At 57.5% G+C, this 14416-nt stretch carries 9 protein-coding genes; 2 read left to right on the top strand and 7 right to left on the bottom strand.

Annotated features, from left to right (window positions below; genetic code table 11):
- Window positions 1-304 precede the first annotated feature (304 nt).
- Window positions 305-3661, bottom strand: a complete 3357-nt coding sequence (locus FYK55_RS05095) for an Ig-like domain-containing protein (protein WP_150075269.1) — start codon at window positions 3659-3661, stop codon at window positions 305-307.
- Window positions 3662-3994: 333 nt separating this feature from the next.
- Between FYK55_RS05095 and FYK55_RS05090 the strand changes: the two genes are divergently transcribed.
- Both FYK55_RS05090 and FYK55_RS05085 read left to right on the top strand, forming a co-directional pair.
- Window positions 3995-5094, top strand: a protein-coding gene (locus FYK55_RS05090; RefSeq protein WP_150075363.1) for an IS3 family transposase whose coding sequence is annotated in 2 segments (ribosomal slippage) — window positions 3995-4247 and window positions 4247-5094 — 1101 coding nt in all. Because the reading frame shifts where the segments join, the coding sequence is not laid out codon by codon here.
- 672 nt (window positions 5095-5766) lie between these two features.
- Window positions 5767-6711: a PEP-CTERM sorting domain-containing protein gene (locus tag FYK55_RS05085; protein ID WP_150075268.1), complete on the top strand. Its 945-nt coding sequence runs from the start codon at window positions 5767-5769 to the stop codon at window positions 6709-6711.
- A gap of 590 nt (window positions 6712-7301) precedes the next feature.
- On the opposite strand, the gene FYK55_RS05080 is transcribed toward FYK55_RS05085, so the two are convergent.
- From FYK55_RS05080 to FYK55_RS05055, 6 genes are all read right to left on the bottom strand, one after another.
- Complete coding sequence (locus tag FYK55_RS05080; RefSeq protein ID WP_150075267.1) at window positions 7302-8195, bottom strand: class I SAM-dependent methyltransferase; 894 nt, start codon at window positions 8193-8195, stop codon at window positions 7302-7304.
- A gap of 131 nt (window positions 8196-8326) precedes the next feature.
- Window positions 8327-9418: a hypothetical protein gene (locus tag FYK55_RS05075; protein WP_150075266.1), complete on the bottom strand. Its 1092-nt coding sequence runs from the start codon at window positions 9416-9418 to the stop codon at window positions 8327-8329.
- A 315-nt stretch (window positions 9419-9733) separates the two neighbouring features.
- Complete coding sequence (locus FYK55_RS05070; protein ID WP_161604312.1) at window positions 9734-10696, bottom strand: ThiF family adenylyltransferase; 963 nt, start codon at window positions 10694-10696, stop codon at window positions 9734-9736.
- 344 nt (window positions 10697-11040) lie between these two features.
- The gene (locus tag FYK55_RS05065) at window positions 11041-11406 is read right to left on the bottom strand and encodes a hypothetical protein (protein ID WP_150075264.1); all 366 of its coding nucleotides are present in this window, start codon (window positions 11404-11406) and stop codon (window positions 11041-11043) included.
- Between the two features lie 85 nt (window positions 11407-11491).
- Window positions 11492-12730, bottom strand: a complete 1239-nt coding sequence (gene fabF / locus FYK55_RS05060; protein WP_150075263.1) for a beta-ketoacyl-ACP synthase II — start codon at window positions 12728-12730, stop codon at window positions 11492-11494.
- A gap of 463 nt (window positions 12731-13193) precedes the next feature.
- Window positions 13194-14027, bottom strand: coding sequence for an N-acyl amino acid synthase FeeM domain-containing protein (locus tag FYK55_RS05055; RefSeq protein WP_150075262.1), 834 nt, complete (start codon window positions 14025-14027; stop codon window positions 13194-13196).
- Window positions 14028-14416 lie beyond the last annotated feature (389 nt).

Here is a 14416-nt window from a genome sequence, read left to right as displayed (position 1 = left end):
GTGTCCTGTCGCTCCCTCGGAGCTTTTGAAACGCGTTTCGACTCTTACCGGCGGCCGTGGGCCGCCGGCAGAAGTCTGTCGCCGCTCCGCGGCTAAGGAGTGGGCCTTGGTCCGGAGGACCGACAGCGTCTTGCCGGTGGGCCCAGCCCACCGGATCCGGTGCACTTTCGGACGAAAGCTCCGAAGGAGCGACAGCAACTCCGCGTCTCGGATCGAGCGGCCGATAAATTCACAGCCTCTCCGCGGGAGCGTCTCCGCGACTTCCGCCACGACACGACGAAGGGTATGTAAGGACCAGGACAAGTTAGGAAAGGTTCGTTGCTTCGTAAAGCTTCACGTTTGCGTAGTACGCCTCGGCATCCGCATTGCTGACGTCGTGATCGATTGCGAAGAACAGGTACTTAAACGGCCCGGTGAAGAACTGGCCTACCGGGATTCTGTAGTGGGTCCAGTCGCTATTGGTTGCTGAACTCTGGACGAAGCCCTGGTTTCCCCAAGGCTGGCTCCCGTTGACCTGGAATGCGTACTGTTCCGTCAATCCCAGGTCGTTGTCAAAACCAATGCCCTGGATTTCAGCGGCAACCGGGCTGCGGAAATCAAACTCGATCACGGTGTCGGCGGTGATGTCATAATTTAGCTCGACCTGCTTCCAGCCGTTTCCAGTCAGGTGCAACGTCGCTCCGCCGTCCTCGACCGTCGCAACCGCAGATTTGTCTTGCGAGCCGCCGTAGGAGCCAACTGCTAAGGCTTCAAAATCGAGCGATCCAGCCGGAGCAACCGGCTCTACCGTGACGCTGACGATGCCCGTTGCCGTGTTGCCGACATCTCCATCGTGAAGGGTGTAACTGAATGTCTCGGTGCCGGAGAACCCTGCGGCAGGCTGATATTGAATCGTTCCGCCTTGGACCAAGACTTCACCGCCCGCGGAGCTTGAACCGACACTAGCGATCGTCAACGTCTCGCCGCTATCGGGAAGCGTGCTGTCATTTGCTAGCACATCCAGCGTGTGAACGCTGCCATCATTCGTCACCGTGAAGGCGTCATCGGTGGCGATCGGAGGGTGGTTCACCGCACCTGCTTCATACAGCTTCAAGTTCGCATAGTACGCCTCGGCATCCGCATTGCTGACATCGTGATCGTTTGCAAAGAACAGGTACTTAAACGGCCCGGTGAAGAACTGGCCTACCGGGATTCTGTAGTGGGTCCAGTCGCTATTGGTTGCTGAACTCTGGACGAAGCCCTGGTTTCCCCAAGGCTGGCTCCCGTTGACCTGGAATGCGTACTGTTCCGTCAATCCCAGGTCGTTGTCAAAACCAATGCCCTGGATTTCAGCGGCAACCGGGCTGCGGAAATCAAACTCGATCACGGTGTCGGCGGTGATGTCATAATTTAGCTCGACCTGCTTCCAGCCGTTTCCAGTCAGGTGCAACGTCGCTCCGCCGTCCTCGACCGTCGCAACCGCAGATTTGTCTTGCGAGCCGCCGTAGGAGCCAACTGCTAAGGCTTCAAAATCGAGCGATCCAGCCGGAGCAACCGGCTCTACCGTGACGCTGACGATGCCCGTTGCCGTGTTGCCGACATCTCCATCGTGAAGGGTGTAACTGAATGTCTCGGTGCCGGAGAACCCTGCGGCAGGCTGATATTGAATCGTTCCGCCTTGGACCAAGACTTCACCGCCCGCGGAGCTTGAACCGACACTAGCGATCGTCAACGTCTCGCCGCTATCGGGAAGCGTGCTGTCATTTGCTAGCACATCCAGCGTGTGAACGCTGCCATCATTCGTCACCGTGAAGGCGTCATCGGTGGCGATCGGAGGGTGGTTCACCGCACCTGCTTCATACAGCTTCACGTTTGCGTAGTACGCCTCGGCATCCGCATTGCTGACGTCGTGATCGTTTGCGAAGAACAGGTACTTAAACGGCCCGGTGAAGAACTGGCCTACCGGGATTCTGTAGTGGGTCCAGTCGCTATTGGTTGCTGAACTCTGGACGAAGCCCTGGTTTCCCCAAGGCTGGCTCCCGTTGACCTGGAATGCGTACTGTTCCGTCAATCCCAGGTCGTTGTCAAAACCAATGCCCTGGATTTCAGCGGCAACCGGGCTGCGGAAATCAAACTCGATCACGGTGTCGGCGGTGATGTCATAATTTAGCTCGACCTGCTTCCAGCCGTTTCCAGTCAGGTGCAACGTCGCTCCGCCGTCCTCGACCGTCGCAACCGCAGATTCGTCTTGCGATCCACCGTAGGAACCGACATTGTGCGAACCGAAGTCAATGTAATCGGAATCCGAGAGCGGCTCGCGGCTCAGTTCATATGCCCCAACGTCCGAAGCAGAGCCTTGCGGCCTTAGGGTTCCAACTCGATCGGATGTTACGGCGTAAATCGTCGGGACTGCGTCGATCAGATCAGATCCTTCCAATAGTCGGTAATCCCGCATCACGGCGTCAACAAACTCTGACGCGTCAGCCGACCGGTTGCTGACGTCGGACGCGACATTGGGAACGCTTCCAACAAAGGCATTGTTCTTGAACTCCCAGGTTCCTTTGCCGCCGTCTCCGCCGGCGAACTGGATCACTTGATTGATATTGTCGCCGAACGTCGAATGGAACACGGTCAGGTTGCTAAGGTCGTCTTCGGCACGGATGGCTTTTTCCAGGTCGTGCATCACGACGTTCTTCATCGTAACATTGGCATTCCCCAGGCTCCCTCGCAACCGAAAGCCGATCTCGCTGTCGTAGACGGTCACGCCGTCGAAGGTCACGTCGATCTTTTCCTTCATGTTGAAGACGGCGCGGTTGCCGATGTATCCATCCGCGACCCAACCGTGTGCGACCACATCGCGGACCGTCATCTTCATTCGCTCCGCGGTTTCCCAGCCGTCCTTCAGGACCTTGGTGTCGATGGCGTTTTCACCTGGGCGCTGACCGGCCAGCCACGACGAGTTGAAGTCCTCCGCGAGAGGCCCGGTCCAGAAGTGGGACTGTTCAATCAGAATGTCCGTGGTGAAATTTTGGTCGCGATCGGGGTCTGCTTGGAAAGAGTCGCCGGAGACGTGGTGGATTTCCGTGTTTCGAACGGTGACTCCGCGGGTGTCGGCAATAACGATTCCGTGCGCGTCGGCTTGGTTCGTGAACGAGCCGGCCAGGAAGTGATGGATCGTTAGGCCTTCGATCAGCAACCCGTCCGCGGACGACGCGTCGATTCCGTCACTAGTCCCGTTGCGAATTTCCAGGTCGCGCAACACGACCGCGGGCGAACTCCTGATCGTGACCGCGTCACCGGACTGCTTGTTCCGGTCGACGACAAAATCTTGGAAGTGCGTGTATCCGCCGCGCACCTCAAGTCGCCGCACGATGGGTTCGGCCCCCGTGCCGTAGGCCCCTACGGTGATCGGGGACCCCTCGGTCCCAGCATCGTCAATCCGTAGCGACTCTGCCCAAGACGAACCTCGCTTTAGCAAAACCTCGTCGCCGGGCTTCAGCGTCGCGATGGAAAGCTGTTCCAGGGTTTGCCAGGGGGCCGCCGAGTCCGTGCCGGCGTTGGAGTTGTCTCCCAGTGCCGAATCGATGTAGTAACTCGCGAGCAGTCGGCGCGACTCTAAGCTTTCGGCGCGAAGACGACGGATGCAACCGCGTTGCTTTCCCGAACGTTGGATCGAATTCATACCGGTGGCAACTATCCAGTGGGACGCCGCTGAACGGAGCGGCTTGAAAAGAGCATTCACGGGGCCGAAGGCGAGAACCGCCGGAGCAATCGATTTGATGGGGAACCTCGAAACGATTTGCTCGACCCGTGAAGCGTGGATGGTAGTGAAACCGATAGATCGCTAGAAGATGGAACGTCTGTTAGCCAACCGGTTGGCGCCCGCCAGACCCCTGTCGGGCCGTCGACCTGCCGGATCGGTGCCACGGCACTGACCTGCACCCAAAAAACTGGTCCGCTGAAAACGAGAAAAACCGGGTAGAATCTGGCCGTCATTTCCAGGGAGAAGATGGCCATGAAGAAGTCGCGGTTCACGAACGAGCAGATCGCCTTTGCGCTCAAGCAGGCGGAGTCGGGGACTCCGGTGGAGGAAGTTTGTCGGAAGCTGGGTGTCAGCCAGCCGACATTCTACCGGTGGAAGAAGAAGTTTGAGGGAAGGGGCGTGGAGGAACTGCGCCGCCTGAAGTCTTTGGAGGAAGAGAACAAGCGACTGAAGGCGCTGGTCGCTGATCTCAGCTTGGACAAACAGATACTACAGGATGTCCTGTCAAAAAAGCTCTGAGGCCTGCTCGTCTTCGTGCGGCGGTCGAGGGCACACGCCAAGCGTACAAGATCAGTGAGCGTCGGGCTTGCAAGATCTTGGGCTTGGCACGATCGACTTGCCGTTACCAGTCCACCAAGGACGAGCAGGCCGCCCTGCGAATGCGGCTGAAGGACCTGGCCGCGGTTCGCGTCCGATTCGGTTACCGGAGGCTGCACATCTTGCTTCGCCGTGAAGGCTGGAAGGTGAACGCCAAGCGGGTCTATCGGCTGTATGCCAAAGAAAAGCTGGCCCTGCGGGCGCGAAAGTCGAAGCGTCGGGTGAGTTGCCAAAGCCGTGGAGCGCGCGTCGAAGCGACTGGCATCAACGACTGCTGGGCGATGGATTTCATGAGCGACGAGCTGTTCGACGGACGTCGAATTCGGCTTTTGACGATAGTGGATCTCTTTACCCGTGAGAGTGTTTTGATAGGCGTCGAGGCCAGATTCCGCGGAAAGGATGTCGTACGCGTCATGGACGAGATCAGGGGCAGCCGCACGCTCTCAAAAACCATCCGCCTCGACAACGGCCCGGAGTTCACTTCCAAAGCTTTGGATCATTGGGCCTATGAACACGGTGTCACGCTTGACTTCAGCAGACCGGGAAAACCCACTGACAACGCATTCATCGAATCATTCAACGGTAGCCTTCGAGACGAATGCCTCAACGAAAATTGGTTCTTGTCTTTGGAGGATGCGCGGGAGAAGATAGAAACCTGGCGCAGGGACTACAACCAGCACCGACCACATAGCGCTCTGGGTAACCTGGCCCCCGGAGAATTTGCTTCATCTGGCCAGGCTAGCCTGGCCAGATGAAGACCCGGGAAATTCTCACGGTCAATGGTACAGAAAAGGGTAGCGACTCAACTCTCACCGATACTTTCATAGCGCTGGACCAAGTTTGGGGGGCACCCCACGCCCAAGACACCCTCCGGAGTGGTGGTTCCGGTGTCACCTGCTGCGGTTCGGTTCGGGGGGGGGCATTTCAGACCGCATCAACCATTTTCGAAAAAATCATTCACCAAGATCGAAAACGATTGATTGCCCCCCGCTGGCAGACTAGGATCTTCGCTATGAACTCTCGAATCTACCTCGCCGCGATTTTTCTACTGATTGGGACGCAATGCGCCTCGGCGGGGGTGATTGTTGACTCTGTTGCGGATGACGGTTTTGGGGCCCACTCCGTAGAGGCGTTTTCCGCTCTTCAACTTGGGCACGAAGACCTACCTTGTGTCCGCTTTATCCGCGATAGCGAATCAGGAGGGATGACGGCGAACGTCAGTGTGGTCCAAGTCGGAGGTCTGATTGCGCTCGCGCGCACGCAACGGTCCGACTGGATCGATCGCGATTCAACAGGGATCTCTTATCTGACGAACGCGACAATCCCTCGCAACCCTTACCTCGCTGGAATTCTCAAGCCTTCCTAAGGTTAAAGTCAAAAACTTGATTTTTAGACTATGTACTTTAGCTATTTAGGAAATTGGTTCAATGAAATATTTTGTCTCAGCTGTATTAGCCACTTTGGCCGTTGGCAGCATTGCCAACGCGGGTGCGTGGACTGACAACATAACGTACAACGGAATCGTGGATGAGATTCAGGATAACAGTGTTTCACTTGCCGTCTTCGATTCGGGCAATGACGGTATTGTGAACACTGGCGATATCGTTGCGGGCATTCTGAAATGGGACTTGAATAATTCGGCAGGAGGCGGGGATTTCGATGATTTCGCGATCTCGGTTTTTGCCGCCCAAGTCACAAACGACGGTGTGCTGAGCAGCAACACGTTGCTTGGAGGGAAAGATGTATACAATTTCAGCCTCGGCGCAGCTACTGCAACGCTCGACGGCCTTCTGCCGACTCTTTCCAATTCTGTCGGTGGGTTTTCTGCCGGAACGGTTGGTGTTACGCTATCTGGTGTCGGGGGTACAGATCCGCTAACACTCGGCCTTGTGCAGTCCTTGGGGTTGATAGATTCAACTTATGCTTTGGACTTTGAGTTCGGGATTCTTCCCAATACGAACAATTACTTTGAAGCGGAGTTAGCCGATTTCAACGGTGACGGTGTGATTAGCAACGACGGCACCGAGTATCCGCTTGGCAGTGTTGCGAGTGGAGGTGTGCCGGCACAGACTCAGATTGGCAGCGAGTCTGGAGGATTTAGCGTCATCAGAGATTTCTCTGGACCGGGCGCGGGGAACTATCTCCTTGTAGACACTGCAGATCTTGCCTTCACTTCTCGCGGGCCGAGTCAGATTTGGTTGACCTCGTCAACTACTCTCAATCAGCCTACCCAAAATCAGATCGATCTTGGGTATGTATTCGCCGACAACGCATTCGTGCAGCTTAACGCTGTTCCGGAGCCATCATCGATGTGCATTTGGGCGGCGGTTGGAGTTGCTGGTATGGTTAGTCGCCGACGTCGCCGCGTCTAAGCGTAGCCGCAGTTTGTCGTCACCTGACTTTTAAGGTTGGCTTAGTAGCTCCGTCCGGTCCCCGGACGGAGCTTTTTTGTGTTTGCCCGGCATATTTGCCGACTTAAGGGTGTAAGTCCCCTAGCTAATGTGATCACGACGATCGCATCAACCCTTTACGCAAACAGAACGTTTTCAAGCAATCCGGTGTTTCTCACCACCGTTTTTCTTCTGCCTTTCGGGCTTCTCTTGTAGGTGTCTCGTTCGAGTAGTGTCGTCACAAACCGTCTGACAAAACTCATTTTGGCTGTCGCGCTTCCGAGTCGACTGGCGTCCTCGTGAAACAACACGTCCAAAACCCAATGCATCGATTCAATGCTCCAGTCGTTTCGGACGCACTTTGCAAACTCGGCAACCACGGCTGGACGACTGCCGATCAAGCAACGCACCTCGTGCGACACATGCTAGCATCGGGCAGTGTAGGTGATGGCCTGACCGACGCTTTTAGCTGCAGCCCCAGGACGCTCGGCTAACATGTTTCTGCTAGTGTCGCTCGCTCTCTTAATGCTAACTCTGCACCGTGGACGGTTATGTCCGAACTTCGCAGGCGATCAACAAATCCGTCTTCGTGAAGCTCGCTGCATGGTCAAGCGAGCGATTTTTAGATCACCTCGGTCTGCCCTGGCGACAGGGGCCTGACCTTTTTCCCAAAGGCATTTGGATCGAACGAACAAGGCGTCACGATCTTTTGGGCTGCCGATTAAGAATTGCGCGAAGGGCACGCCCCTGGGAACGACAAGGGTCCATTTACGGTGGGTACGTTCTGGAACCGCTTGCGCAAGTTCGTCTGGTGTCCAGGCAGCGAACATGGAGTTGCGGAAGTCCTGCAAGAAGTTGGGGAGTCCCCGTTCAACGTAGTCGTGTCCCAGCATCTGAACGTATTTCTCGGTCAGAACTCTTGTCCGCAATCGGACCAGGTCCATCACGACGATCAAGCCGTCGGGTTGTGTGACTCGTTCCATCTGCTCGAGGACTTTGGTGACTACCTCAATGGTCGGCATGTGGTGAGCCGCATCCATCATCGTGCACAGATTGAATGTGCCGTCATCAAAGCCTTGCAGCGATGTTGCATCACCCGTTTGAAAACGAAGGTTGTCTAGGCCCTGTTGCGAGGCGTTGGACGAAGCTGTCGATACCATTGGTGCCGATAAGTCGACACCGATCAACTCGTCGAGCTTCAGCTCTTTCGCCATGTTGATGGACATGTGACCCGGACCACAGCAAAGGTCCAGTGCGCGTCCGCCGAATGGTTCGGTTCTTGCCCGGTAAATTGTCTCAATCGCGATGGCGTAGGAGATTGCCAGTTTGGTTTCCATCACGCGGTCGTACTGTAGTACGTTGTCGTCCTGGTCCGTGACGGATTCCGGTTCGGGCGTTCGCTCCAATTGTTGAGCCCCGAAGTTCTGTCCGATGATCAACGGTAAGAATTGAAAAACAGAAGGCATGCTTGGGCCTCGGTTGTCGTTGATGGAAAAGACTGAACGCAGTAATCACGCTGGCGTCTTCTCCGGAATATCACCGACCAATTCAATCAGCAATGAATGCGTCGGCAATTAATTGTTGGGTAACGGGAACGCTACCGAATCCGATCCGCCTGACGCAATCGTAGCGACCGTTCGGTCGGCGGTGGTGCGGAGCCGACGCGGAACGCGAGTTGAAGGGCTCTGGTTCGAAGATTTGGAAGGAGTTCTATGATTCCAGCCCTCGCTCGATCGATGATGGGGCCGAACCCCGGCTTGGGATTGGATTGAAGCAGGAAAATGGGTGGGCTTCCGACCGGGTGCATGGAGAGGTCCGCGGCCGTTCCCTCGAGCCAGAAGCGTTCGATGGCTCGTCCTCCCCGGAAGAAAGCTTCGCTGGACTTTTCTGGGACGGAAAGGAAGGCGATGGCTCCGCTCGCTTTGATGGCTTGGGCAGACGGCGCGGTCAGCAGCGGTGTCAGGTGCAGTGTGTGCAGAGCCTGCATGACCTTCCAACTTCTTAGGCTTTTCAGCACCGTTGCGACTCCGGGTGGCAGCTCCAAGGTTCGTACATCCAGTCCATCACGTGTTCGTTCCGCCTCTTCTGGAGTGAACCGCAGTTGGCGGAACAGTTCTTCGTGAAATGGTTGATGACGGAACCGCAACGCGTCGGTGCTGGCGACGATCTTTCCCAGCTTTGACTTTTGGGACGGTTCGGTAACCCAGTCGATCTGAACCTCCGGAAAGGGTGAAATCGCCGCTTCCAACTGTTTTCGAGTGGCCTCTTCGAGTGGTGCTTTTGAGTACGGCTTTCGGCAGGTGCACCGAAGGGGAATCTGGTCGAACAACGGATCCTGTGTGACCGCGGAAGTCCTATCTTGTGTTAAACGGATTTCACAGACACAACTCGTTGGATCAGGATGATCACCGTCGAAACCCTGCCAGATAACCTCGGTCGCTTGGCCATGGTGCGACGCCGCAATGACCGCGTTTTCGACCGCCGCGCCGATCGCCGTCAGGTCGAACATGGAAGATTCGTCCGATGGGAGTGACCGAGCCGTGTCCAAGAAAACTTCGATTCGATCGGCGTGTTTGCGGTACAGCCATGGCTGATTGTTGTCCGGCGAGGGGGCCAACACCGCGGCATCGAGCATTGCCTCGATGATGGAGGAGGGTGGTTTGGTTTGATGACGTGCTTCGCTGGTCATGACGCCACGAGGTTCGAGTTAAGGAGTTCGGGCGTCTTGGGCAGTCGCCGTGTGGAGACGCGGTGCGGGGGCAAGCCTGGGGTTTCGCTGGTGTGGAGGCTTTAGCCGAACGGGTGTGAGATCGCTTCGCTTGGGGTGAAAGGTGGTCGTGTTGGGGGAGGTTTTGCACGTGCGATGTGAGGCATATTGCCGCGCGGGAATTCTACCAGTCGGCTAAAGCCTCCACACCAGCTGGGAAAGCAGGGCGGTCGGCTGAAGCCTCCACACCAGCTGGGAAGTGTAGGGCGGTTGGCTGAAGTGTCCACGGCAGCGCGGTCAGTCGATTTTGAAGCCCAGGTCGATCATCTTGCGACGCATGATGCGGCGTTTGAATCGTTGCGTGATGCTTCGGTTTCCTTTGCGAAGCTTGCCGTGTTTTAGCAGATATCGGTACGCATCGAACTGGTGAAAGTGTGGCGCCGGTTTCATCGTTCCGCGGCCGAGCAAGATCTTCACTGCTTCCGCTCCGACCACTCCGGCGGCCAAGCGGCACGCCGCCGCGACCGAGGGGCCTCGGGCGGTTTCGCGATCAACATACGAAAAGTCGAAGTAGGGGACATGCGTTGCCTTCGGCGCCAGGCCAAGCGCGAACGCGACGAAGCGGTCCAGCGCGTCCATGTCGTCGCTGAGGTCGAAGTATTCGTCGAAGGACATTCCGTTGGGATCGAAGCTGATCCAAGCGGTGCTAAAGCCAATCGGGCCGGCCGTCACGGCCCAGATACCTCGTCGGCGGGCTTCGCGAAATAGCAACCGACGTGCATCGAAGGCGAAGAAATCCACCGCATCGACCAGCAGGTCGACGCCATCCAAGAATCGATCGACGTTGGACGGATCGACAAAGTCCGTCCACGAGTCGATCTCAAGTTCCGGATTCACGCTCAGGGCTGATTGGGCGAGCGTCTTTGCCTTGGGCTCATTGAGCGTGTTGACGGTGGCGCCGAATTGGCGATTGAAATTCCCCACGCCAAAGGTGTCGGCGTCCGCGATTCGGAACTTGCCGATCCCCATCCGTGCAAGCGTCATCAAGTGCAGTCCGCCCACGCCACCCATCCCCGGGATCGCGACGCGGCAATGGCGCAGTTGGCTTTGTTCGTCAGGGGCGATGAGTCCGAGATTCCTGGAAAATGCCTCCTCATAATTCCAGGCGTCTCGTGTTTCAGTCGGCTGAGATGAGCGACCAGACACGATGGTTGATTCCCCGATGTTTCCGCCGAAAAGTTGTGGGGGTTCTGAAAGCATTTGGCATCGCCGCATTGTATTCGACTGGGGGTAGTGCCGGGGGGTGTGGCACTGGCCATTTCTGGTAAATCTGATGGAGGGGGCTAATCTCGCTTTCGCAGCCCGGATTCGGATCGTGACGACGCGGAGCGCTACGCGAAGCTCTGTTCGCTGTCATGCACAGCATGACCTACACGCCGATGTTCAGCGTTTGGTTCGGACAAGTTTCCGCCGCGAACGCGACGGCAGCTACGGGACAGTGAGCGTTCTCCAAAAAAGCCTAGCTGCACAGCGCTTAGCCGCTGGTGGATGCGATGAAACCCGCTGCTAGCGCCACGTGGCTCACGCAAACTGGCAATGTCCGCCTAGCGGTCGCCGTGGTGATCGAACCAGGAAAGCGCTTCGATCATGTCTTCCAGGACATGCAGGTCGCCGATCCTGGATTCCCCGTGGGTGATTTGCATCAGCCTTTGAGCGACGCTGGCCAGCGTTGATGGGCACATCTCCAGGATCACTTCTTCCCGCTTCCAACGCGCCAGCCAACAGGCTTCTTCCAGCGAGTTTCGCATCTCGCGCAAGTCGGCTGCGGTTCGGTCCGAAGCGGTCAGGCGATTGAGTTGTTCCAGCCAGCGGACGGCCTGGTCACGCGTCAGGTAAATGCTGCGGGCGGGCAGTCGGGATTCGGCAAGGCGAGCGGTCTGATCGCGGTCAGTTCGGTACTCGGGGGTCATGGCAAGGGCTCCGGGGGGATCATCAAGATGAGGCTCAATCGGGGAAGAGGTTTCAATGCCGGTTGTTTTGGCATGCGGTCATGCCCTACGGATTGGTCAGTTTGCTGAATGCCAGGCATCCGTTCTGGCCGCCGAATCCGCTGGAGTTGCTGAGCGCGACGTTGACCGTCCGCTTTCGGGCTTCACCGGCGGTGTAGTCCAGTGGGCAGGTCGGATCCGGCGTTTGGTAGTTCGCCGTTGGTGGGACCAAGTCGTTCTGCACGGCCATCACCGTGTAGACGGCTTCGATTCCACCGGCCGCCCCGAGGCAATGCCCGGTGACGCCCTTGGTCGATGAAACGGAAACGTCTTGAGCGGCGTCGCCAAAAACCGATTGGATCGCCTGACTCTCCAACGTGTCGTTGGTCGGTGTGCTGGTTCCGTGGGCGTTGATGTAATCCACCTGGTCCGGTGTCAGACGCGCGGTCTGCAGGGCTCCACGAATCGCCCGCGCGAGTCCATCGCCTTCGGGGCTGGGTGACGTCAGGTGGTAGGCGTCACCGGTCAATCCATAGCCAATCAGTTCGGCGTAGATCTTGGCGTCTCGGGCCAGCGCGTGTTCATACTCCTCCAGCACCAACAGTCCGGCGCCTTCGCCCATGACGAAGCCGTCGCGATCCGCATCAAAGGGACGCGAGGCAGATTCGGGTGAATCGTTATTCCGACTCAGTGCCCGCATCTTTGCAAACGATGCGATCGAGAGTGGGCAGATCGCGGCTTCCGCGCCGCCGGTCAACATCATGTCGCATTGACCATCACGGATCATTCGTGCGGCTTCACCGATCGCGTGCGTTCCGCTGGCACAGGCGGTCGCGACGCACAAGTTCGGCCCCTTCATGCCGTACTGGATGGCAACGAACCCCGACGCCATGTTGGGGATCGCGTAGGGCAACGTGAGCGGCGAAACCTTGCCGGCCCCGCGTTCGTGAAGCACCAGGGAGCAGTCTTCGATCTCGCCCAGCCCGCCGATGGCGACACCGATCAAACAGCCACAATCGTCGGCCAGGGTTTCTCGATTGTAGGCCGCGTCCTTCAAGGCTTCGTCCGCGGCTTGGCAGGCCATCTGGACAAACCGTGATGACTGTCGAGCCGTCTTGACGCCGAGCAATTCACTGGCGTCGAACTCCGTGATCTCGCCGGCAATCCGAACGGGCAATTCGTCCGTGGCGAACCGTTCGATGGGCCGAATCGCCGATTTGCCGGAAACCACGGTGCTCCATGCGGATGCAAGATCGCATCCTCCCGGAGCAACGATTCCCAGACCTGTGATCACAACTCGGCGCATCAATGAATTCCCCGTCAATGAAATGGAATGACAAGGAAATTTAGGTCGCCGCGTGGATTGCCAAGTGGCGGGAAATCAAATTCCGCTGCCCGCCGTCAGGATCCGGTCGGACCCAAGCCAACCTTAAGGGTTGCACCTGTTGTGCGGGCCGATGGGGGCTGTACGGAAACGCACTGGTTGAAGTGAGGTGCCGAGCGAGATTGCGTGGAGAGTTCCCGTTGTATCTTGCTATTCTTGAGAGGACCGCTCGGATACTGCGTTTGCTGTCACCCCTTCGGGGCTGAAGATGGAAGGGGCAAAGGAACCGGTGGGCGAGCCCACCGACAGGGAACTTTCGGCCCTCCGGGCCTGAGGACAATTGAATGTAGCCACCGTCGCCAGACGGTGGCTGATCTGCGTCGTCCACGCTATCGAGAATTTGTCACCGTCGCGCTGTCAGGCGGGACCGTTGCAGTGCCGCGCGTCACGCCGCCATTGGCATGCATTCCGATTGGTTGACGGAGATCGCTTGGCTGAAGAATCGCTTCTCAGCGTCGGACATGCGGGTGCCGTCCATCGCCCAGGGGCTGTACTGTTCGCCATAAACGCGGTTGTACAGCGAGTACTTGCGGACATCCAACTCGCGGAAGTCATGCATGCACAGGACGGCCGGGTTGCCTCGGACGGCTTCGTATTGGCGGACGTCGCTGCAGGGGGCGCAGCCGAACATGCGTTGATACACTTTGGCGTGCCGGGGATGGACCGCCAGAATCAATCGGTCGACGCCCCGACGTCGGGCGACGTGGATCGTCAAGGAGATCATCGAGATCAGAGTTTCGACGCGTTGCTTCTTATCGCCCAACTCGCATCCGCTGGCCAAGCTGGAGACTTCTGCCAGACGCAGACCGGACAGACGCATCGCACGAATCTCGTCGGCAAATAGCGATTCCGACGGCATCCCATGAACTCCGTCACGGACAAGCGTCGACGTGAACTCCACGCTGTCGTTGCGCTTGGCAACCATGACATCGGTCGTGTCCAGCACGTGATGCTTCAGCACACGCATCTTCAGCGGGTTTTCGGAGGTCAGGCCGGCACGTTGGTACATGCGGTGAACCAATGCGAAGGCCGACATGCGTTCATGCATGCTTTCGGACACCTTCAGGGTCAGGCGAGACGTCGTCGGTCCCGTCGATTCCGAAATCGCTGCCGGATATTCCGACAACCGATTTGTCGGTCCGTTCGGCCGGACGGGGGAAAGATGATTGATGGCAGTTTGCTCAGTCGCAACCGAAGACGATCCGCTAGCTCCAGTCATGCAAAGACTCCATGTGCCCCAGATGAAAACGAAAAAGAAAAGAAACGATCAGCCGAATTGAATTGGGATAGAAAGCTCGACCGAAGGCCGGTCAAACGTGCGATTCAATTCGGACTGTCAGAGTCGTTTTCGCTACGGGGCGCAGCGGGACGCCACGCAGATGTGTGGGCCATGGAAGTCGGCCAAGAAAGCACTGCCAACCGGATCGCAATCCTGGTCGGACGTGCGGCAGGACGAAATGATTGCCGAAAATTGCTTTGGGCAATGCAATCCATAAGTACCCAATCCCCGAGTGCGAAAAGAGCAGCGACTAGAAAATCCCCGTGCGTGCAAAACAGGACGCGAAGTCGGATCGCTGAACCCGCACTGGTTGGTTCGGATTTTTTAGG

The sequence above is a fragment of the Roseiconus nitratireducens genome (assembly GCF_008629675.1).
GTDB classification, from domain to species: domain Bacteria; phylum Planctomycetota; class Planctomycetia; order Pirellulales; family Pirellulaceae; genus Stieleria; species Stieleria nitratireducens.
Note: the sequence above shows the minus strand (reverse complement) of the source record. Positions and strands in the feature narration are given on the sequence as shown.

Bases quoted from the DNA above. Each gene is read 5' to 3' on its own strand.
- FYK55_RS05095 (WP_150075269.1), bottom strand. From the start codon at position 3,661: ATGAATTCGATCCAACGTTCGGGAAAGCAACGCGGTTGCATCCGTCGT.
- fabF (WP_150075263.1), bottom strand. From the start codon at position 12,730: ATGCGCCGAGTTGTGATCACAGGTCTGGGAATCGTTGCTCCGGGAGGA.
- FYK55_RS05080 (WP_150075267.1), bottom strand. From the start codon at position 8,195: ATGCCTTCTGTTTTTCAATTCTTACCGTTGATCATCGGACAGAACTTC.
- FYK55_RS05055 (WP_150075262.1), bottom strand. From the start codon at position 14,027: ATGACTGGAGCTAGCGGATCGTCTTCGGTTGCGACTGAGCAAACTGCC.
- FYK55_RS05085 (WP_150075268.1), top strand. From the start codon at position 5,767: ATGAAATATTTTGTCTCAGCTGTATTAGCCACTTTGGCCGTTGGCAGC.
- FYK55_RS05065 (WP_150075264.1), bottom strand. From the start codon at position 11,406: ATGACCCCCGAGTACCGAACTGACCGCGATCAGACCGCTCGCCTTGCC.
- FYK55_RS05075 (WP_150075266.1), bottom strand. From the start codon at position 9,418: ATGACCAGCGAAGCACGTCATCAAACCAAACCACCCTCCTCCATCATC.
- FYK55_RS05070 (WP_161604312.1), bottom strand. From the start codon at position 10,696: ATGCTTTCAGAACCCCCACAACTTTTCGGCGGAAACATCGGGGAATCA.